This is a genomic window from Cohnella zeiphila (assembly GCF_014212055.1).
Taxonomy (GTDB): Bacteria; Bacillota; Bacilli; order Paenibacillales; family Paenibacillaceae; genus Cohnella; species Cohnella zeiphila.
Window position 1 is genome coordinate 58,879 of sequence record NZ_JACJVO010000032.1, and the last position, 21,155, is coordinate 80,033.

The window sequence follows — 21,155 nt, forward strand, 5'->3', positions numbered from 1 at the left end:
TTTTTTGAAGCGGGAAGATTTGATCCGACCGGGCGGAGGAAATAAAGTCCGCCGCTTTCAAGCTTTTTTCGATCGGTACGGATCGGTGGACCGCCTGGTGGCCATGTCCGATCCCGGATCGCATACGTTTCGAATCCTGCTGCAATTTCTGCAAGAGAACGAGGGGAAAGGAGCCAAGGAGCTTCACTTTCTCGAGCGAGCGGCCGTCACGACACCCTACGCGGATCAGGGAAGGAAGCTTTACTTGAATCACCCTCGCGTTACGGTCCGTCAGGCTCCGGCCCTCATTCAACTGGCCAAGTATTTGGCTTACAGGTGGCTCCCGTTCCGCGGCGTTCGTACGATCGGGATCGGCGGCTGGGTTTCCTTGTCGCCTAACCCATTTGAAACGGCGTTCAGCGAGTGCATTCAACAACTGCAGGAATATAACGTCGAAGGTCCGATCGTGCATTTATTTCCGATCGCTTCAGGGAACATGCTCGACGGCTTTCTGCATCGGAAAGCACGATCCGCGCCCATGGACCATTCCTTCATCGGCGTAACGACCGGGCATCGGTTGTCCGCCCCGCTATTAAGGATGAAATACGGCCGATATCGCGAAGTCGCGTTCATCCGCCCCTTCCGCCTGTCGATGGAACAATATCGGAACCGAGCGGTTCGATTTCATCGACATACGGGGGTTTGGCTCGACCCGATCCATACGATTCATCTGTACGATGTTCTCGAGAGCAGAAGGCTTCCGAAGGATGCGGCGATTGTCGTGTGGATTACGTGCCCGTATCTCGACTCCATCGATTTTACGTGCAATAGCCGGGATTAAGGAGGGAACATGAGACGAAATCTTCGGTCGCCCTACGGCGTGCAGACAGCTTTTACCAAACGGGATATCCTGAGTGAAAGGGCAGATGTCGTGGGGAAAATCGGAGCAACCGAGAGAAAGTGGCTGCTGACGCTCCATCTGTTATTTTCCGGGCTGATGCTTGGCGAAGCGTTTGTCTTCCTGATTCTGAGCATTACAGCTGCCAATACGAACGATGTCGGTGTGCTTCAAGCGTGTTATACCAGTATGCAAATGTTATCCAAAACAGCTGTTCGATACTCCGTCATCTTCGTAATCATCACCGGGATCTTACTGTCGGTACGGACCCACTGGGGGCTCTTCAAATATAACTGGATTATCGCCAAGGAAATCTTGACGCTCCTGACGGTCGGATTGGGACCGATCGGTATGTATGCCTGGACGCTCCAAGCGGTCAAGCTGACATCGACGGAAGGATCAAGCGTCCTTCAGGATCCGGCGTTCATCGTGAACAAAGGCGAGCTGTGGATCGGGATTATTCTCCAGATCCTAAAACAAAAAAAGCGACTTGCCTGAATAAAGGGAAGGATCAACTGGTCTTTGGAGGAGATAACATTAATCGCGGTAAAGACAGCGGCAAGGTTTGAAGAAGGTGAAGCAACTGAAGGACACGCATCCTGATCATGTCGTTGCTCTGAACGGCAATCACGAGAAATCATTCGCTGCGGCGGAAATGGAAGAGCTTGTAGAATGGGTGTGTAACTTGCCGTTGATTTACGAAGATGACCAATTTATATTCACCCATTTTGGACTTAACCTCTATGAAAATATGCATTTTCAACAGGCTGCTTTTGTTCTATTTTTATAAAAATAATGTTTCTCCTTTCCTCAAATCCAACTTATGATTGTTTATCAAAATCGTATGGTTATCTTTCCATTCAATATCAACTTGATCCACTCTTTTCTCTACATAAATTTTTTTCTTAAACCATAAGGGTCCGTTTAATTCACCTAGTACACCAAATGTCCCCATTCCACCTGCGTCGGTATGATAGAACTTAACCGTGTATTTTCCGTCAGGAGAGTGAACTGTTGTCAGTAGTTCTTTTGCCCCTGAAAACATCGTTGTAAAAAGCATCGTAATGAAAAGAACAAAAATTAGTATTATCGAGAAAATCGTTGTAAACCGGCTTCTAAACTTTGCATTCCGAATTGTTTTATCGAAAAAACCTATTACTCCAAGAGTCAATGTTAAAAAAGAAAAAAGAAGAATCACATAAAAAGGAAGGCAATCAGCCATTTGCTTCTTATATTTGAATAAAGTGAATATGCTGTCGTTAAGTACAGAATTATGATAAGGAAGAAGGCACCCCAACTATATTTCTTCAAATGCTTCTCACCTCCATAACTAAACTCAAAAAGTCAACAATTTGTAAATAGGATCCGAGTCTTTATAATATTAGACTCATTCCCCATAATCTATGTTTTGCATTTTACGATTTTTATTAATCTTTCAACGTCTCCAAGTCAGGCCTTGGGGTTGATACGATAATCTCAATGGATCAGCTGATCTTTGGAGGAGACTACATTAATCGGGGCAAGGATAGCGGCAAGGTTATTAAGACGGTGAAGCAACTGAAGGACAAGCATCCCGATCATGTTGTTGCTTTGATTGGGAATCACGAGGAGATGATGAAGGACTACTACCGGAACGGAGATCAGCTCTGGTTGAAGCATGGGGGACAGAAAACTTTAAAAGATTTCGAGAAAACATTCGCCGCGGCGGAAATGGAAGAGCTTGTGGAGTGGGTGTGTAAATTGCCGTTGGTTTACGAAGATGACCAATTTATTTTCACTCATTCTGGACTGAACCCCTATGAAGCCTTGAATGAGCAGAGTCGAGATATCCTCTGGATGTCGGAAGCCGATTTTTACGACATTTCGAAGGAAGTTCTTTTCAGCCTAACGCGTAACAAACCTGTCGTACACGGTCATACGCCGGTTGAACGTATCTATTTCGACGGCGCAAGGCTGAATGGCGATCTCGGCAGCCATACGTACTTTCTTGAGGAAGAGCGGGGACTCGCTTTGGTTGATTTAAGCCGAATGATTTATTATGTCTACAAGCAGTCTACCGGAAAAATCGAGAAGCGGGAGGTTTTACGCTTTTAAAGTGGTTCGCCATCGAGCATCTTCACAAGGAAGGAGGTCAGATGATGAAGAATACTCTACTAATAAGCACGATTGCATTTTTAATCGTCATTGTTGGTTATATCTTCGTTGGTGTTTGGATTGTCAAAGATACTAGACAGATTGTAGAGAACGGTATGAGAAATGGTTCAAATTATGTTGGCTATATGACAGAGAACACGTATGCCAAATTAAATCCGGCCAAAAGAGGAATCACCAACTACGAATCGGTATACAATCCGGAAAACCACTTGTATCAACATATACGTCCATGGCATTTGTTTTTTATCGCCAGAGTTTCACTCCATAACTACTATCGAAGCGGGATCACAGGCTTTAACGAGAATGTTGTTTTAAAGCTAAAATTACAGGACGGAAGATGGGTCGCAACGGATGCTAGAATAAAGCCATAAATATCTGGCGTCGGAGGGAGAAGCTTGGAATACCAACTGCCTAAACAATGCATATCGGTCTCGGCTCTCGTCACCAATGAGCTCGGAGAGGCGTTGCTCTTGAAAACGCATGGGCGTTCGGATACCTGGGAAATGCCGGGCGGCAATGTTGAATTGGGGGAACCTCTGGATCAAGCCGTTTGCAGAGAGTTCCTGGAGGAGACGGGCATCGTCATTAAGCCGATCGGGATCACAGGCGTCTACATGAATACGACAAAGCAAGTCTTGTCTGTATGCTTCAGAGCTCAATACATAAGCGGAGAAATCAAAATCCAAGAAGACGAGATCCTCGAAGCCAGGTACATCAAAATCGATGAATCCAACATTGGGGAGTATGTAACGAGACCGCAGCAGAGATCCAGATTGCTGGACGCGATGAATGCAAAGTGCTTGGTGCCTTTTGAAGCCTGGGAAACGAACCCCGATTATAAGCTGCTGCACCGACTGGGAGTTGGGCCATGAACGTAAAACCGATTCCTGAGAACATATCTGTAACTGTCGATCGTGAAGAATTCCTCCTTCCAGCCAGCCTTCAAGAATCGATTAATGCCTACTGGACGCTTTGATAATAGAAAAACCAGCCCTTATTCGAGGCGACATTTACTCCATTAAACAGATGAGCTTGTCCGAAGAGGAATTGAAGGTCACGCTGCAAAAAACGGACTATGCGCACTTCATGTTCTCCAAGCAGCTTAGCGAAGATCATCCGTATAGGTGCCGCGGAGTGGTTGCGAACGGAGTTTTCCTTACCAAGGATGGGTACTTCGTAATCGGAGAGATGAACGCCCATACCTCCACTCCCGGAAGGCTGCAGTTTGTCGCGGGAGGGGTTGAGCAGAGCGATTTTCAAGGGGACGTTGTCAATATGTTCGCCAGCTTGCTTAGGGAATCGCAAGAGGAAGCAGGAATCGGTCTGACCGACCCGAATCTGGTATCCAGGGTTACGCCTAAGTACATGGTGCAGTGGCAAGCTATCGCTCTCGTATACCTTATCGAGCTAGCGATTGATTCTAATCAATTAAAGTTGCATTATCGTCATTTCGAGAACGAACTCCTTCGTCAGAAGATCATCCCCGAATTCGCGTCCCTTGTCTTTGTGCACGCCAATCATGTATCCGCATTCCTGAGGGAGGATCCAAGATGGAAACTCGACTTCCTCCCCAAGGTTTTGGAAGATCTAACTAAAGAACTGAATTTTCCTAATGACGATTGAAAATGAGATTGTAAAAGCCACTGGAGCGGCACTCTTATGTTAAAATGATCGAAAAGCGAGCATCCCCGGCGGAACGGTGGACCTGTGTAACGGAAGGCATTCCGCCGACTGCCGCCTCTTCAAAGCTGCGGGGAGGTTGATGGTATGAAGAAGACTGTCGTGGTCGTTGACGACAAGCCGCTCATTCTGCGATCCATCGTTCAGACCGTCGACTGGAACCGTCTCAACTGCACCGTGGTGGGACAGGCTGCGGACGGGATTGAGGGCAAGAGGGTCATCCTCGACAAGCAGCCGGACATTCTGATTACGGACATCAAGATGCCGGGCCTCAGCGGCCTTGATCTGGCCGAATGCATGCACCGGACGCTTCCGAGGTCGAAGACGATCCTCATTACGGGCTACCAGGAATTCGAATTCGCCAAACAGGCGGTTCGGCTCGGGGTCTGCGACATCGTCGTCAAGCCGGTGCGCAACGACGAGCTGCAGCGGGTGATCGGACTGGCCGTCCGAGAGCTGGACGACGCGCAGTCGGAGCTGTCGCAGCGGCTGCCCTCATTGCGCAGCCAATTCGTGACGGAGCTGATCGGCGGCAGCGCGCCGCAGGAACATGCGCTGACAGAGAAGGCCTCCGCCCTTGGCCTAATCTGGAACCGCTGCGTCGTGCTGATCGTCCGCTCGAAGCGGACGCCGGCGGCCGTTCAGGGCGCGGACAGCCTCAGCATCTACCCGAAGCTGCACGGCGACTTAACGGAGATGGCGCAGGACGCGGCGGAGCGGCGGGACTTCGAGATTGTCGACTCGTACCGCTACGACGATCTCGTGCTGGCCTGTCTGTTCCCGAAGCCGCTTCCCCCGCGCGAGCTGAAAATGAAGCTGCAGAGCTTCTGCCACGACTTCATCGAACGGGTCCGTCAGAAGCACGGACTGATGATCTGTATCGCGGTCAGCCCGGACTACCGGCGGCTGCAGGAGCTGCGCGAGGCATACGCCGAAGCGTCCGCGCTGATGGATGCGAGCTTCTTCCGGACGGAGGAGCCGGTGCTGTTCCCGGAGCCTGCGGAGCCGGTCGGCGAGAATGGCCGCTTCTCCATCCTCCGCGATCTGGAGCAGTTCAATCAAATGCTGGAGCAGGCCACGAGCGACGAGATCGTCGGCCATCTGAATCAGATTCTCGAGCATATCCGGGCCTACAGCGAAGGCAATATTCTGGTGGCCAAAGGGCTGCTCTCCGACGTGTGCCTCGCGACGGCCCGCTATTATTACCGGGTGACCGGCGACGAGTTCAGCCTCGACCGAAGCATCGACGAAGTGCTGGCGGACGTTTACAGACTGCAGGATATTCGGCAGGCTTACGAGCATCTGGCTGCTTTTATCCGGAACGTAAAGGATAAATTGGAGGGCGGCGAGAAGGAATATAGCCTCGTCGTCAAGAAGTCGATCGACTATATCAACGGCCATTTCGCCGAGAATATAAGTCTAACCGGCGTTGCCGACCGGTTCGGCCTCAGCCCGAGCTACTTGAGCCGGCTGCTGCGGACGGAGACCGGCATCAACTTCGTCGATCTGGTGGCGAAGGCGAGAATAGAGGCGGCCAAGCGGCTGCTCCGCGATCCGCGCCACAAGGTGAACGAGGTCGGCGAGAAGGTCGGCTACAAGGAATACTCCTACTTCTATCAGGTGTTCAAAAAAATCGAAGGCATGTCCCCGAAGGAATACAAAAACCGAAGCAAGGACTCCTACTAAGAGAACGAGCCGCAGCACATCTTCCATTTTCAGAAAAATGGTAGCGTTTACAGTTAGCATCCTTAGCCAAAGGTCGCGGTGATGCCATGCGCAGATGGAGAAGGTTTTTCGCAGATGCCAAGCTGAGGACGAAATTTCTGCTGTCGTTCACCGTCATCATCGTGGTCACGGTGCTGACGATCAGCGGCGTCAATTACTGGGTTTCGGTCGGCGCAATCAAGCGGAACTCCGCCGAATTCTCGCAATATTTGATCACCCAGATCGGCATCAACCTGGACAAGCGTACGACCGACGTCGAGCAAATGGCTTTTCAGACGTTCCGCAATTCCAGCCTCAGCGAGAAGCTGAGCGAGGAGCCCGCCAAGGAAGCGGACGTTTATTTCCGCGATACGTTCATCAACGATTTTCTGAACGACCTGCTGTTCAACGAGGACTATTATCTGTCGGTCTTCATCATCGACGGCAGCGGCAAGCAGTATTCCATTCAGCGCAAGGCGGTCCTGAACTACAACCGGGAGCTGATGGACCGGCTGGACCCGGATCGGATCCGCGAGAAGCGGGGGAGGGCGCTCTGGTTCCGCGGCGACAACGATACGCTGTACATGGCGCGGGCGCTGTACGACATCGAGACGAACAAATACGTCGGCATCATCGGCATCGGGCTCGAGAGCGGCTACATCGACTCGATCGTAACGGGCGTGCACAACCTGATGGACGGCGACCTTCTGATCTTGAACGAAGACAACCGGCTGTTCGTGCCCGGCGAGGCGGTGAACGGGGCGGCGAAGGATTATTTGGACCGGAAGCTGTACCTGTCCGATACCGGCAAGAGCGATTTTCGATTCGGCGGCAGACGGTACCTGTCGAGCGTTCTCTCCACCACCTACGACAAGTGGAAAATCGTGCAGATCATCGACGTCGGCCGGCTGACCCGGGGGACGGAGAGCATCAAATACACGTCGATCAGCACCCTTCTGATCGCGCTGCTGTTCGCTTTTCTCATGGCCGCCTTCATCTCCAAGAACATCACCGAGAGCATCCGCCTCCTGCTCAAGAGCATGTCCAACTTCTCGCTCGGCTTCCACCATCACGCCATCGTGCCCCGAAGCCGCGACGAAGTCGGCATGCTGACGGCCCGATTCAACTCCATGGCGGAGAAGCTCAACGATCTGTTCCACTCGGTCTACCGCGAGAAAATGCTCAAGCAGAAGGCCGAATACCGGACGCTGCAATTCGAGTACAAGGCGCTGCAGGCGCAGATGAACCCGCATTTTCTGTACAACACGCTGGAATCGATCTACAGCATGGCGAAGATCAAGGGCGAGGATGAAATCGGCGAGATGGTCTATCTGCTGGGCAGGCTGCTTCGCGAGAGCATCGGCCGGAAGGGCGACACGGTGCCGCTCGAGGAGGAGCTTAGCTTCATCCGCGACTACTTGTCGATTCACCAGATCATGTACGGCGACCGCATCCGGCTCGTTTACGAGTTGGATGATCGCTTGACCGACTGCCGGGTGCCGAAGTTCCTGCTGCAGCCGCTCGTGGAAAATGCCATCGTGCACGGCATCGAGGAAAAGCCGGGGCAAGCGGTCATTCGCGTTGCCTGCCGGGAGGAGAACGGCGATCTGCTGCTGGAGGTGGCCGACAACGGCGTCGGCATGGACGCGGAGACGGTCGACCGGCTGCTCCGGCCCGAGCGCTACGGCAACGGGGACCGGAAAAACAAGCATACGAACGTCGGCATCATCAGCGTGCACAAGCGGATCGGCATTCTGTACGGGGACAGCTATGGGCTGTCGATCTCCAGCGTTCCGGGGGAAGGGACGACTATCCGCGTCCGGCTGCCGGCCGTCCGGCTCGATCGCGACGAAGAATGAGGACCGCTGAGCAAAAAAACGAATATAACCGCAAAAATCCACCATGGAAAGCGCTTGCGGATCCGGTGACAATGGAGAAGCGAAGAAGAGGAGGAAGGAGACCGCGATCCGACAACGCGAACGACGAGGAGGAGGAACGCCATGAACGGCACGATGCGGATGGTGGAGGACTGGCAGGCGGTGCGCGATAAGCTCGGGCGCTTCGACTGGGCGAGAAAGATCGTCGACCGGTTCAAGCCGGATACCGACTGGTGGGTGGCCCATTACGCGGACGACGCGACGCGCGTCGCCGGCTGGGGCCATCATTATTTTTGCGACCGCTGCTTCGCGGCGCTGATCTTCGACCCGGGCAAGCCCGGCGAGCACCGCTGCAGCGGCTGCGGCGAGCTGCGGGTCGCCCAAGAGGCGGACGACGCCTGGACGTACCTGTACCGAACGTCGGCCTGCAGCCAGGTGTTCAACGCGGCGGTGCTGTACAAGCTGTACGGCGAGGCGAAATATATGGCGTACATCCGCCAGGTGCTCGCCTTCCTGTGCGACCATTACGGCCAGTTCGAGGTGCGCACGCCTCCGAATCAGGAGGGCCGCTTCACCGGCTGCGACCTGACCGACGGCGTCGCCGTCATCTGGCTGCTCAACGGGATGGAGCTGGTAAAGGAAGAGTTCTCCGCGGCGGAGCTGGAGACGTACAAGAACCGCTTCTTCCTTCCCGAAGCCGCGTTCCTGATCGAGAAGGTCGGCGTCACGCCGAACATCATCTGCTGGATGAAGGCGGCGGCCGGCATGACGGGCCTGTTCTTCGACGAGCGGATCTGGTGCGAACGCGCCGCGGAAGGCGAGCACGGCATCCAGAAGCGGCTGGAGGAAGGCCTGCTGCCGGAAGGCTTCTGGTACGAGGCGTCCATGCACTATCATTTCTACTGCGCGGAAGGATTAACGTATTATCTCGCCTTCTGCCGAATTTACGGCTACGACTTCCCGATGATGGAGGACGGGCTGCTTCGCATGTACCGCTATCCCGTCCAATACGCGTTCACCAACGGCGAGTTCCCGAATCCGAACGACGGCTGGCCGCTGCTCCGATTCGGCAATTACGCCCAGTTGTACGAGTGGACTCGCAATTTGCACGATGAGCCGGCCTTCCGCTACGCGCTGTCGCTCAGCTACGACAAGGCGGACGAGTCGCTGCCCGGGGCCAACATCGGCGGCGTGGCTCGGCTGCTGTTCGGCCGCGATTGGGAAAATGAGCGGTTCGACGGCTTGCCGCCGGACAGCGGGCTTCCGGACGGCAGGTCGAGGTACGATCCGGACGTTTTTTTCGCCCTGCTGCGCAGCGGCGAGGCGGAGCTGTTCCTGAAGTACGGCTTCACGATGCGCGGGCATTCCCATGCCGACCTGATGAACTTCGAGCTGTTCTTCAAGGATCAGGTGCTGTCGCGCGACATCTCCAACAGCGGCTACGGCTCCGAGCTGTTCCGCGAATGGCAGCGCAAGACGATTGCCCACAATTCCGTCATGATCGATAAGCAGACGCAGCCGAACCGTCCCCGGGGACGCATGGTCGCGTTCGACGGGGAAGGTGGCGCCATAAGCGTGGCTGCCGACGAGATCTATCCCGGCTATGGCTTCGCCCGCAGCATGCGGCTCCATCCGAATCGGCTGGAGGATCGGTTCGAGGTGAAGCCGGTCGAGGGGACGGAGGCCGCGGCTCATACGATCGATTGGTTTTTCCATTGCACGGGCGAGCTGAGCTCCGAGCTGCCGTTCGCGCCTTGCGATCGTCCCGGCAGCGAGGACGGCTACCAGCTGATGCTGGAAACGGCCTGCTGCGACGCGGACGGCGACTGGGAGGTCATCTGGACGCTGCGGGACAAAAAAGTGACGCTCCGCATGAAAGGCTGTCCCGGCACAAGCGTCTACATTTTCAAAGGCTACGAGCATCGGCTCGATCATGTCCGCTGGGGCGTGATGGTTCGCCGAACGGCCGCTTCCGCCGCTTTCCAGGCGGAGTACCGCTGGGAGGAGACGAAGTAGCGCTCCGCCGCGCGGCGGCCGGAGACCGGGGAGGAGCCCTTCATGGACGAAACGCGCAAAGGCATGAGCAAAGAGGACATTTGCGCTCACCTGGGCGACGATTACGACCGTTACTTGGGCGCGATCGTTCCTCCGATTTTCCAAAATTCGCTGTTCACCCGCAAGACGGTCAACCACGGCTACAGCTACACCCGCATGTCCAATCCGACGACGGAAATCGCCGAGAAGAAGATCGCCGCGCTGGAGGAAGCCGAGGAGGCGCGCTGCTTCTCGTCCGGCATGGCGGCGATCTCGGCGGCGCTGATGAGCGTCATGGAGAAGGACTGCCATATCGTCTGTCCGCTGAACGTGTATCCGCCGACGAAGGGTTTTCTGGATAGCTATATGACGAAGTTCGGGGTCGAGACAACCTTCGTATCAGGTGAAAAAGTCGAGGAGTTCGAGCGGGCGCTGCGGCCAAACACGAAGGCGATCTATCTGGAGACGCCGCTCTCGAACGTGTTCACGCTGCAGGATTTGCGGGCGGTCGCGGAATTGGCAAGGTCGAAGGGGATCGCGACGATCGTCGACAACACGTGGGCGACGCCGCTGTATCAGAACCCGATCGCCTGCGGCATCGACATCGTCGTTCATTCGGCGTCCAAATATATGGGCGGCCACAGCGACATCCTCGCCGGCGTCATGGTCGGCAGCAAGGAGCGGATGGAGCAGGTGACCCATCGCGAGCGGGGCCTGTTCGGCGCGTCGATGGACCCTCATCAGGCGTGGCTGCTGATTCGCGGCCTCCGCACCCTGCCCGTGCGAATGCGCCGGCACCAGGAGAGCGCGCTGCGCGTCGCTTCGTTTCTGGAAGCGCATCCGCAGGTGGAGCGGGTGCTTTATCCGGGGCTGCCGAGCCATCCGCAGTACGAGCTCGGGCGCCGTCAGATGAGCGGCTATTCCGGCCTGCTCAGCTTCGTTCCCGGAGGGAGCCGCGAGCAGATCGCCGGCTTCGTCAAATCGCTGCGCCTGTTCGAGGAGGGGCCGAGCTGGGGCGGCTTCGAGAGCCTGATCAACTCGCCCGGCCTGTGGCTGGACGAGGAGGCTTCGCGGCGCACCGGCATCCCGCAGGGGCTGCTGCGCATCTCCATCGGCTTGGAGAACCCCGATTCTCTGCTGGAGGATCTCGACCAGGCGCTCGCCTCCATGAAGCGATTGTAGCCGCAGGATCCTGCCCCGGCTGCAAAGTGCCCATGCAAGGTCAAGAAAACGAATAAAAAGTAAAAAATGCGACATGTGAAACGCTTTCATTCCCAGGTAAACTGAAAGCATCCCATATCGGAAAGGGGGGAGCGGATGGAAGCGCAGACGAAGAAGGGTCTCGCTCTTCCCTATGACGCGGATATCGGCGCGACTCCAAGCACCCTGCGGAAAAGAATCCGCAAAAACCTCGACTTGTATCTCTGCCTGACGCCGGGGCTCGTCTACTTCTTTATTTTCTGCTACATTCCGATGTTCGGGCTGCTGATCGCCTTCAAGGACTACAACATCTTTCAAGGCGTGCTCAAAAGCCCCTGGAACCACTTCGCTTATTTCAAGGAAATGGTTCATCTTCCCGACCTCTACAAAATTATACGAAACACGCTCATGCTGAACGTGCTCGGCCTGATCTTCGGATTTCCGGCGCCGATCGTTCTGGCCATTCTGCTGAACGAAGTGCGCAGCAAGTATTTCAAGCGGGTGACCCAATCGCTGCTGTACCTGCCGCACTTCATGTCCTGGGTGCTCATGGGCGGCATGATCTACGCGCTGCTCTCGCCGAAGTACGGCATCGTCAACCAACTTCTGCAAGCGATCGGGCTTCAGCCGATCTATTTCATGGGCGAGAACGCCTGGTGGGTTACCGTCTTTATCGGCTCCGGCATCTGGGCCGGCGCCGGCTGGGGAACGATCATCTACTTGGCGGCGATGACGACGCTCGATCCCCATTTGTACGAGTCGGCGTCGATCGACGGGGCCGGCCGCTGGAAGAAAATCATTCATATCACTCTTCCGGGAATCATGCCCACGGTCGTCGTACTTCTCATCCTGAACGTCGGCCACATGGTGTCGATCGGCTTCGAGCAGCCTTACGCGCTGATGAATCCGCTCGTCATGGACGTGGCGGACGTGCTCAGCACCTACATCTACGATCTCGGCATCCGGCAGGGCGGCTTCGGGCTGACGACGGCGATCGGCCTGCTTCAGTCGGCGGTCAATCTGGCGCTGGTCGTCGGGGCCAACTATGCGGCGAACCGGATGGGGCGCGAAGGGATCTGGTAACGAAGCCGAGCGGATTCCCGATCGGCAGCGAAGGAGGGAGGAGCCTATGTCCGAGCGTACGGACGCGGCGGCCGTCGGGCCGCGATACCGCAGCAGGCGGCGACGATATTCCGGGTGGGACGCAGGCTTTCACATTTTCAACTATCTGATCATCGGCCTCATCGCGTTCCTCTGCATTTTTCCGTTCGTCAACACGATCGCCAACGCGTTCAGCAGCAGCCACGCCATCCAATCCGGCAAGGTTACGCTCTGGCCGGTCGACTTCCAGCTCGACGCCATGAAGTCGGTCTTCTGGGACGACAACGTCATCCGCAGCATGTTCGTCACCATTTACGTGACGGTCGTCGGCACGGCGATCAACATGGCGTTGACGATCCTGACGGCGTATCCGCTCTCGAGGAGGGACCTGGCGGGACGCAAATATTTCATGAACTACATGATCTTCACGATGATGTTCGGCGGCGGCCTCATTCCGAGCTATCTGCTGAACAAGGAGCTGGGCCTGCTCAACACGCTGTGGGCGATCATGATTCCCGGCGCGATCAGCGCCTTCAACGTCATCATCATGAAATCGTTCTTCCAGAACATGCCCGAGGAGCTGCGCGACGCGGCGCTGATGGACGGCTGCGGCAATATCCGTTATTTGGCGCGCATCGTGCTCCCTCTGTCCGGCGCCGTAATGGCGACGATCGGCCTGTTCTATGCGGTGGGGCACTGGAACAGCTACATGGGGGCGGTGATCATGATCGACGACCCCGACTTGTACACGCTCCAGGTTCGGCTGCGCAACATCCTGCTGCTCTCGCAGATGGACACTTCGCTGGAGGTGATGCAGCAGCAGGGCAAGCTGCAGGTGATCGAGGAGTCGCTTAAGGCGGCTACGGCCGTTTTCGCGACGGCGCCGATTCTGGTCGTCTATCCGTTCCTGCAGAAATATTTCGTCAAGGGCTCGTTCCTCGGCTCCGTCAAAGGGTGACGGCCTGCGGGACATGCGGGAAACGAGAGAACATGAATGATTGGGGGAGGAATTCACGGTGCTCAAACGGAAAACCGGTATCGCATTCAGATTTGCCCTCATCCTTGCCTTCGTGCTGCTTGCGGCAGGCTGCTCAAGCTCCAAGAACGACAATGTCGACAGCCAGGGAAGCGGCGGTTCCGCGCCTGCGGGCGGCAGCTCGCAGGCGGCGGGCACGCCGGCAGCGGGCACGCCGGCCAAATTGACGAAGCTGCGCGTCATGATCTACGACCGCGGCAATGCGCCGGAAGGCATGAAGCTGACGGAGGCGCCGCTGATGCAGTGGGCGAAGGAACAGGTGAAGCCCCTCGGCATCGACCTGGAGTACGTGGCCGTTCCCCGCGCCGAAGCGGAGGATAAGCTGAACGTATGGCTCGCTTCCGGAGAAGCGCCGGACATCATTTTCACCTACGACACGAATACGCTGTTCAAATATGCGGAGCAGGGCGGCATCTGGCAGTTGGACGATTTTCTGTCCCAATACGGACCGCAGATTCAGAAGAACAACCAGAAAGCGCTGGACGAAGCGGGCACGTACGAAGGCAAGCGGTTCGCCATTCCGGCGCTGCGCGCCAATCCGCATGTCGGACCGGCGATGAAGATCCGCCAGGACTGGCTCGACAAGCTCGGCATGAAGGCGCCGACGACGACAGACGAGCTGTATGACGTCTTGAAGGCGTTCAAGGAGAAGGACCCCGGAGGCGTCGGCAAAGACAAGGTGGTCCCTTATGCGTTCCCGGCGATCGGCAAAGCGTTCCTGTACTCGCTCTCCGGCGCGTTCGGCCTCAACCCGCAGCTGATGGGCAACGGCACCGACATGTTCGGCGGCCTCTGGCAGGACGGCAAATTCACCTCCAACATCGCGACGCCGAACGCGCTGGAGATGTTCAAGTTCCTGAACAAGCTGTACAAGGAAGGGCTCATTCCGAAGGAATTCGGCACCGACGTCAACAAGCAGCAGTTCAACCAATACGTGGCGCAAGGCGTAGCCGGCTTCCTGGAGGACAACGACAACGGCTGGGTTCTGACCGACTCCACGCGGCAGGCGGTTCCGGATGCCCGATGGATGCCGATCGATCCCCTTAAGACGGCCGACGGCAATCAATACGCCGGAGGGGCGCCGGACTTCGGCATGCTGATCATGATTCCGAAGGCCAGCAAGGAGGAGCAGGCGACCGCCGCCGTCAAATACTTGAACTGGATGGCCGATCCGGCCAACATCCTGACGCTGCAATCCGGCATCGAGGGCGTTCACTACAAGGTCAATGCCGACGGGACGCGCCAGGTGATCGATCCGGAGAAGAACAAGAAGGAGATCGACTGGTATACCGCTTCGGGAGACCTTGAGATCATTCAGCAGGGCCAGCCGCTGGACTCGCCGGAGAAGTTGAAGGTCGCCGCCGAGAACGCGAAGCTGTTCGACGCGGATTACTACGTCGCCGTTACGACCAAATACGATTCCATCTTCGCCCAATATACGCCGGATCCGCCGACCGTCGTCCTGACCGATCCGCGTCCGTTCGCGCAAAAAAATCAGGAGACGATCAAGAAATTCATCAACGAGTCGATCACGAAGATTATCGTGACCGACGATCCCGAGAAGGAGTATAACGCGATGATCGAGGGCTGGAAAAAGCTCGGCGGCGAGAAGTACGACCAGGAACTGACGGACGCCTACAACAAAATCGGCTATCAGCCGTAGGAGCCCGGAGCTTCCGGGAGGGGAGGAACTCTCGATGCTTCGTCCTTTCATGGAAATCGACAATTGGGACGCCGTCGGCCGGTCGGTCGAGGAGTCGGCCAAGCGACTGCAGCCTATCGCCTACCAGGAGGGCGGAGATTCCCGCGGAGGGGATTAACGCTCGGCACGCCACGGGCATCTGCCGATTTTCGAGGGATCCCTGCTAGATTATACGAACGGGACTCAGGCACTGGAGCGTGCTGGGGTCTTTTTTCGTTTGTCGGCGATTCGTCACCCAGCTCTTTGTCGAATTCTGGTACAATATGTATGATAAGTGACAGGGAAAATAGCGCTTTTCCAAGCATAGGCGCCTGACAGCGGCCGCCGAGGAGCGAGCGCAAAACGTTAACGAATTCCAGCGGCGCTATTCCGGCCAAACCAAGGATCGGCCAAACGTAACGAATCTGAGAAACCTTATGGGGGCAGATGGGGGCCGTTTATCAGATCCAACAGGCAAATAAGCCTCTTTCGATTCATTAGAACGCAAACCTCCCTCTTTTTCATCCAATAAGAACGTGTGAATTCGTTAGCGACCGGCGTTATTCATAGAAAAGCGAGAGGAGTCGTTTCCGATGTTGAGGGACAAGCTGCGCATACCGGAGCTGCCGGAGAACAGGGTCACGCGATGGCGGCTGATCGAGCGGATCGAGCAAGGAACGTCAGGGGCCGTCACGTATTTGTGCGCGCCTGCGGGCTATGGCAAGACGGCGCTGCTCGCGGACTGGGCCCGGCGCGTCCGGACGAAGCTGGCGTGGCTGACCCTCGGTCCCGAGGATAACGATCCCCTGCCCTTCTGGCAAGCGGTCCTCCGTGCCATCGATGAGGCTGTTCCGGGGTTTGCGCGGCGGGCCGGAGGCATCGTCATGGGGCTGAGCTCCGACGAGGCTGCGGCTCTGCTCGTTCACGAGCTGGAGCGGCTGGACGACGGGCCGCTGGCGCTGGTGCTGGACGACTTCCACCACATTCGGGATGAGCGGCTTCTCGCTTCTTTCGCCTATTTAATCGAATATTTGCCGGCTTCCGTTCATCTCGTGGCCGCGGGGCGCGGCGAGCCCGCTTTCCCGACGTCGCGGCTGATCAGCCGTCAGCGGATGACGCTCCTGGGTCCGGCGGATTTGCGCTTCACGCGGCAGGAGGGCTGCGAATTTTACAACGACGCCATGCGTTTGGGGCTGTCGGAGGAGGAAGCCGGCGAGCGGGTTCGGCGGACGGAAGGCTGGATCGCGGCCATGCGGCTGACGCTGCCGGCGGATGCCGGGCGGGCGGAATTTGCGGACCTGTCGCCGCGGCTGGAGCAGTACCTGCTGGAGGAAGCGTTCCTATCGCTAAGCGAGCCGATGCGCCGTTTTCTGACGGACTGCTCCGTGCTGGAGCGGCTGGACGGCTCCTTGTGCCGGGCCGTTGCCGGGGACGAACGAAGCCGGGAACGGCTGGAGGAGCTGAGCCGCCGGCAGCTGTTCACGTTTCCGCTGGACGAGCGGCAGGGCGGGTATCGGCTCCATCGGCTGTTCGCCGAATTTTTGAAGCGCCTTCTGCAGCGCGACGATCCCGAGCGCATCCCGCAGCTGCTGGAGACGGCGGCCCGGTGGTGCGAGCGGGAAGGACTGGAGCGGGAAGCGCTGGAATATTACGTGGCCAGCGGGCACTACGAACGGGGGATCGGACTGCTGGAAGCGATGACGGCGAAGCGGGTTCGCGTCAGCCCGGTTTGGCTCGGTTCGCTGCTGCTGCGCATTCCCGAGCGGCTCCTGATGAAGCGCCCGATCCTTTATTTTTCCTGCGTGCACATGCACATGGTAGATGCCCGTTACGAGCAGGCGGAACGGATGATGGCAAGCGCGGAGCGGCAATACGGGGAGCTTGAGAAGGACTGGACGGAGGAGGACAAGCGCGACTTCCGGGGAGCCCTCTATTATTTCAAAATGATCCATACCTCCATCGAGCTGGGCGACATGGGCGAGGCGATGCGGTATATGCAGCTGTCCGCCCGGTATTGGCCGAGCGGCATCCCGCTCATCTTCGCGCAGTCCGGAACCCCCGGGCTGCCGTCGATCGTCCGGAAATATATCCGGCCCAACAAATTCGTCGAAAGGACGACGAACCTTGCCATTCTGAAATACATCTCCCAGACGCTCGGCGAAGTGGGCTGTTCGATGCGGACGTGTCTGGCCGAGGCGCTGTACGGCTACAACGAACTGGACGAGGCGTGGAAAACGGCGGAGAACGCCCTGAATACGGCGGTGCGCAGCGATCCCGTCGCCATCCCGGAGATTCTGCTGGCCGCCCGGCTCGTGCTGAGCGGCGTTCAGCGGGCCAAGGGCCGGCACCGGGAAGCGGAGGAGACGCTGAGGGAGACGCGCAAGGAACTGGCCCGGCTTGAGGTGGCGGCAGGGCTGCTTCACTGCGACGCGGAGCTGGCGCTGATGGCGCTGGAGCAAGGCGATCGCGAGCCGGCGGAGGTCTGGCTGAAGCGGTACCGGCTGCACGGCGACCAGCCTTTTACGGCAAAGCAGCTGTACTCTTATCATTACCTGGCCCGAATCTACGCGGGGCTTGGACGGCAGGAGGAGGCGCTCCGGCTGCTCGGGCGGCTGACGGAGATCGCGGACGAGGCGAACCTGCTCTACCTCTCGCTCGAGATCGCCGTGACCGAGCTGCTGCTTCTGCACCGGACCGGGAGAACGGAGGAAGCGCTCGACCGGCTTCGGAAGGCGCTGCTCGTCTCCGAGCCGCGGTCCTACGTCCGTCTCTTCCTCGACGGCGGCGAACCGATGGCGGACCTGCTGGCGCTGTCGATTCGCGCGTGGGACCGGCCGGCGATCGGCGATTCCCCCGCCTTGGGCTACATGCGCGGCCTGCTGGCCGGCTTCGGGCGCAGCGTGGCGGCGGAGGAGGGCACGGTCTCGGATCTGGTGCTGATTCTGACGCGCAAGGAGCTCGAGATTCTTCGGATGATCGCCGGGCGCAAAAGCAACAAGGAAATGGCCGCCGAGCTCGGCATCGGCTACGGAACGGTGCGGACGCATCTGCACCAAATCTACGCCAAGCTCGGGATCGGAAGCAGGAGCGAGGCGATCCGGATCGGCGAGCAGTTGGAGGCATAAAGCCACCATCGCTTCGGGGAGGGCGCGCGATGAACTCCAATGGAGAAAGGGACGGTCGTTCGGCGAGCCGTTCGCCGATTCCGGCCGTCAAACTGACGATTCCCGCCGCCGTGCCAAGCACGTTGATTCGGCAGCGGCTGATCCACCGCATTCATCAGAATTTGAAGGAGGAGCAGACGCGGGCGCTGCTCCTCTTCGCGCCGGCCGGCTTCGGCAAAACCACGCTGCTGCAGCACTGGGCGGAATGGGCCGGAACGGACCCCGCATGGGTTACGTTGGATCCGGGCGACAACGATCCGGCGCGATTCTGGCATCATGCGATCCGGGCGATCGGCCGGGTTCGTCCGGGCTTCGGAGAGCGGGCGGACGAGGCCGCGGTGCGTATGGGGCCGGACCGCTCCGAGACGGCTTTGAATCGGCTGCTGGACGAGCTGCGGCAATGGCGGGAAGAGCTTGTGCTGGTGCTGGACGATTTCCACGCGATCCGCCATGAAGCGCTGCTGTCTTCCCTTTCCTATTGGATCGGGAACCTGCCCGCGAATGTCCGGCTGATCGTGGCGGGCCGCTCCGAGCCTGCCCTGTTCTCGGCCGAATGGGCCGCCGCGCCGCGCATAGGGGCGGACGATCTGCGCTTCAGCCTGCAGGAAGGAATCGCGTTCTACTCGGACTGCATGGAGCTGGAGCTGTCGAAGGACGAGGCGGGCGACTGGGCAGCCCAGGCCGAAGGCTGGATCGCGGGCATGAAGCTGGCCGCCTTGTCGCAGCGCGGCGCGGCGCCGTCCGAGCAGCTTCTGCCGAGCTTCGCGAGCGCATCCCGGCTGATCGATCAGTATTTGCTGGAGGAAGTTTGGCTGCACCAGAGCGAGGACATTCGCCGTTTTCTGTTGGAATGCTCGGTGTTGCGGACGTTCTGCCCTCCTCTGTGCGAGGCCGTCGCCGGAAGCGATCGGAGCCGGGAGCTGCTGGGAGAATTGGAGCGGGCGCAGCTGTTCGTCGTTCCATTGGAATATCGCAAAGGCTGGTTTCGCTTCCACCGTCTGTTCGCGGAGTTTCTTCGCCGCCTTCTGCAGCGGACCGAACCGGACCGGACGCCGCAGCTTCTGGAGCGGGCGGGGCGGTGGCGCGAGAGCGCGGAGCTTCCGGAGGAGGCCCTGGATGACTATTTGAGCGGCGGGCATTACGAGAAAGCGATCGAGCTTCTGACCCGGATGCCCGCGATAAAGCCGGGTGTCGGTACGGTATGGGGGAGCGAGGCGTTCGCGCGGATTCCGGGACCCATTTTGAGCAGGCATCCTTATCTTTATTTCTCGTATGTGTATTCGGTGCTGGTCGGCGAAGCCGACTACGATCGGGCGGAGAAGATGCTGCGCGATGCGCGAAGCCGGTACGAGGACCATCAGGCGGCCTGGACGGAGGAGGAACGGAACGAGTTTTGGGGCGGCTATTATTTTCTGAAAATGTACGTTGCCCTTAACGTTCTGCACGATCCCGGGCAGGTTGAATTGAACTTGCGTCTGTCCCGGCAATACGCCCCCGCAGGCATCCGGCTGATCCCGGCAAAGCCAAGGTTTGCCGGATTGCCGTCGGTCATCCGCGAGCGGCGCCCGGGTTCGAGTATTGCCGACGGCAGGCAGCGGGTCGTTTTTCTCCGGAGCGTCCTTGCCCCTTTGGAAGAAGCGGGCGCGGCCGCGGTGCCTTTGGCTTGCTTGGCTGAGCTTCAATACGAGTTCAACCAGCTGGACGAAGCGGAGTCGTACGCGGCCAAAGCGCTGGCGTCGGGGGACCCGGCGCATCCCGACCGCATGGCCGTGCTGCTGCCCGCCCGCCTGGTGCAGTTCCGCATTCAAAAACTCCGCGGCGAACGAGTCCGGGCGACGGAGACGCTGCAGGAGGCGAGGCGGGAGCTTGCGGAGCACGGCATGACGGATTCGCTGGTCTATTGCGACGCGGAACTGGCCTTGATGGCGCTGGAGGAAGGGCATGCGGGTCCGGCGCTGGCCTGGCGCGGACAGTATTCGCTGCGTCCCGGGGACGCGGTCGGCGACCGGCAGCTGTACGGGTACCAGTGCCTGGCCCGCTTGGCGGCGGCACAAGGAAGGGATGACGAGGCGCTGCGTTTGGCGGAGAAGCTGCTGGAGCTGGCGATTCGGACGGACCGGTTCCAGGTCGAGATCGAATTGGCCGTGCTGAAGCTGGTCCTGCTTCGCCGGACGGGACGTACGGACGAGGCGCTGCCGCTGCTTCGGTCGGTTCTGCACGCTTCGGAGCTTCGCGGCTACAGGCGCACCCTGCTGGACGCCGGTCAGCCGCTGGCCGAACTGCTGACGCTGCTGGCCGAATCGTGGGAGGGGCTGCAGGAGGGAGACGGGCCCTCGCCCGGTTACGTGCGGGAGCTGCTGCTCGGCTTTGGCTGGAATTGGACGGGCGGCAGCTTTGCCGGTCCGGCGCCCGGCCTGACCAGGAAGGAGCGCGAGGTGCTGAGGCTCATCGTGGGCAGGCGCACGAACAAGGAGATCGCGGACGAGCTCGGCATCGGCATCGGAACGGTGAAGTCGCATATCAAAAGGATCTACAGCAAGCTGGAAGCCGGAAGCCGAGCCGAGGCGATCTGGAAGGGAGCGCTGATGGAGCTGTAAGGCGCCGTACGGCTGCCCGCTTGAGCGGAATTGCGAAGGAACGAGCATAT

The 21,155-nt window shown here is 58.3% G+C and carries 18 protein-coding genes; 17 read left to right on the forward strand and 1 reads right to left on the reverse strand.

The annotated features are described in order from the left end of the window. Window positions 1-4: 4 nt before the first annotated feature. From H7C18_RS24370 to H7C18_RS24380, 3 genes are all read left to right on the forward strand, one after another. Complete coding sequence (locus H7C18_RS24370; RefSeq protein WP_185131718.1) at window positions 5-820, forward strand: hypothetical protein; 816 nt, start codon at window positions 5-7, stop codon at window positions 818-820. A gap of 9 nt (window positions 821-829) precedes the next feature. Then, on the forward strand, window positions 830-1,375 hold the full coding sequence (locus H7C18_RS24375) for a hypothetical protein (RefSeq protein WP_238357931.1): 546 nt from the start codon (window positions 830-832) through the stop codon (window positions 1,373-1,375). Window positions 1,376-1,451: 76 nt separating this feature from the next. Beyond that, window positions 1,452-1,667, forward strand: a complete 216-nt coding sequence (locus H7C18_RS24380; RefSeq protein ID WP_185131719.1) for a hypothetical protein — start codon at window positions 1,452-1,454, stop codon at window positions 1,665-1,667. Here the strand turns inward: H7C18_RS24380 and H7C18_RS24385 are convergent. Next, window positions 1,662-2,099, reverse strand: a complete 438-nt coding sequence (locus tag H7C18_RS24385) for a DUF5412 family protein (RefSeq protein ID WP_185131720.1) — start codon at window positions 2,097-2,099, stop codon at window positions 1,662-1,664. The two genes, H7C18_RS24380 and H7C18_RS24385, sit on opposite strands and share 6 nt — an antisense overlap. A gap of 257 nt (window positions 2,100-2,356) precedes the next feature. Between H7C18_RS24385 and H7C18_RS24390 the strand changes: the two genes are divergently transcribed. From H7C18_RS24390 to H7C18_RS24450, 14 genes are all read left to right on the forward strand, one after another. Further along, the gene (locus H7C18_RS24390; RefSeq protein WP_185131721.1) at window positions 2,357-2,971 is read left to right on the forward strand and encodes a metallophosphoesterase; all 615 of its coding nucleotides are present in this window, start codon (window positions 2,357-2,359) and stop codon (window positions 2,969-2,971) included. A gap of 44 nt (window positions 2,972-3,015) precedes the next feature. Further along, on the forward strand, window positions 3,016-3,402 hold the full coding sequence (locus tag H7C18_RS24395; protein WP_185131722.1) for a hypothetical protein: 387 nt from the start codon (window positions 3,016-3,018) through the stop codon (window positions 3,400-3,402). A gap of 24 nt (window positions 3,403-3,426) precedes the next feature. Continuing rightward, the gene (locus tag H7C18_RS24400; RefSeq protein ID WP_185131723.1) at window positions 3,427-3,903 is read left to right on the forward strand and encodes an NUDIX hydrolase; all 477 of its coding nucleotides are present in this window, start codon (window positions 3,427-3,429) and stop codon (window positions 3,901-3,903) included. 175 nt (window positions 3,904-4,078) lie between these two features. Continuing rightward, window positions 4,079-4,654: an NUDIX hydrolase gene (locus H7C18_RS24405; protein WP_185131724.1), complete on the forward strand. Its 576-nt coding sequence runs from the start codon at window positions 4,079-4,081 to the stop codon at window positions 4,652-4,654. A 144-nt stretch (window positions 4,655-4,798) separates the two neighbouring features. Next, complete coding sequence (locus H7C18_RS24410) at window positions 4,799-6,397, forward strand: helix-turn-helix domain-containing protein (RefSeq protein ID WP_185131725.1); 1,599 nt, start codon at window positions 4,799-4,801, stop codon at window positions 6,395-6,397. 86 nt (window positions 6,398-6,483) lie between these two features. Then, on the forward strand, window positions 6,484-8,274 hold the full coding sequence (locus tag H7C18_RS24415; RefSeq protein ID WP_185131726.1) for a sensor histidine kinase: 1,791 nt from the start codon (window positions 6,484-6,486) through the stop codon (window positions 8,272-8,274). 141 nt (window positions 8,275-8,415) lie between these two features. Next, a complete protein-coding gene (locus H7C18_RS24420; RefSeq protein ID WP_185131727.1) occupies window positions 8,416-10,308 on the forward strand; it encodes a heparinase II/III domain-containing protein in 1,893 nt (630 codons plus the stop codon). 42 nt (window positions 10,309-10,350) lie between these two features. Continuing rightward, window positions 10,351-11,508 (forward strand): trans-sulfuration enzyme family protein, encoded by a 1,158-nt coding sequence (locus H7C18_RS24425; RefSeq protein ID WP_202887420.1) that lies wholly within the window; start codon window positions 10,351-10,353, stop codon window positions 11,506-11,508. Between the two features lie 135 nt (window positions 11,509-11,643). Further along, complete coding sequence (locus tag H7C18_RS24430; protein ID WP_185131728.1) at window positions 11,644-12,609, forward strand: ABC transporter permease; 966 nt, start codon at window positions 11,644-11,646, stop codon at window positions 12,607-12,609. 46 nt (window positions 12,610-12,655) lie between these two features. Further along, on the forward strand, window positions 12,656-13,585 hold the full coding sequence (locus H7C18_RS24435; RefSeq protein ID WP_185131729.1) for a carbohydrate ABC transporter permease: 930 nt from the start codon (window positions 12,656-12,658) through the stop codon (window positions 13,583-13,585). Between the two features lie 58 nt (window positions 13,586-13,643). Then, window positions 13,644-15,326: an extracellular solute-binding protein gene (locus H7C18_RS24440; protein WP_185131730.1), complete on the forward strand. Its 1,683-nt coding sequence runs from the start codon at window positions 13,644-13,646 to the stop codon at window positions 15,324-15,326. A 34-nt stretch (window positions 15,327-15,360) separates the two neighbouring features. Then, on the forward strand, window positions 15,361-15,483 hold the full coding sequence (locus H7C18_RS35595) for a hypothetical protein (RefSeq protein WP_273387901.1): 123 nt from the start codon (window positions 15,361-15,363) through the stop codon (window positions 15,481-15,483). A gap of 454 nt (window positions 15,484-15,937) precedes the next feature. Then, on the forward strand, window positions 15,938-18,469 hold the full coding sequence (locus tag H7C18_RS24445; protein ID WP_185131731.1) for a winged helix-turn-helix domain-containing protein: 2,532 nt from the start codon (window positions 15,938-15,940) through the stop codon (window positions 18,467-18,469). A 29-nt stretch (window positions 18,470-18,498) separates the two neighbouring features. Further along, entirely contained in the window at window positions 18,499-21,105 is a 2,607-nt protein-coding gene (locus H7C18_RS24450; RefSeq protein ID WP_185131732.1) for a winged helix-turn-helix domain-containing protein, read from the forward strand. Window positions 21,106-21,155: the final 50 nt, after the last annotated feature.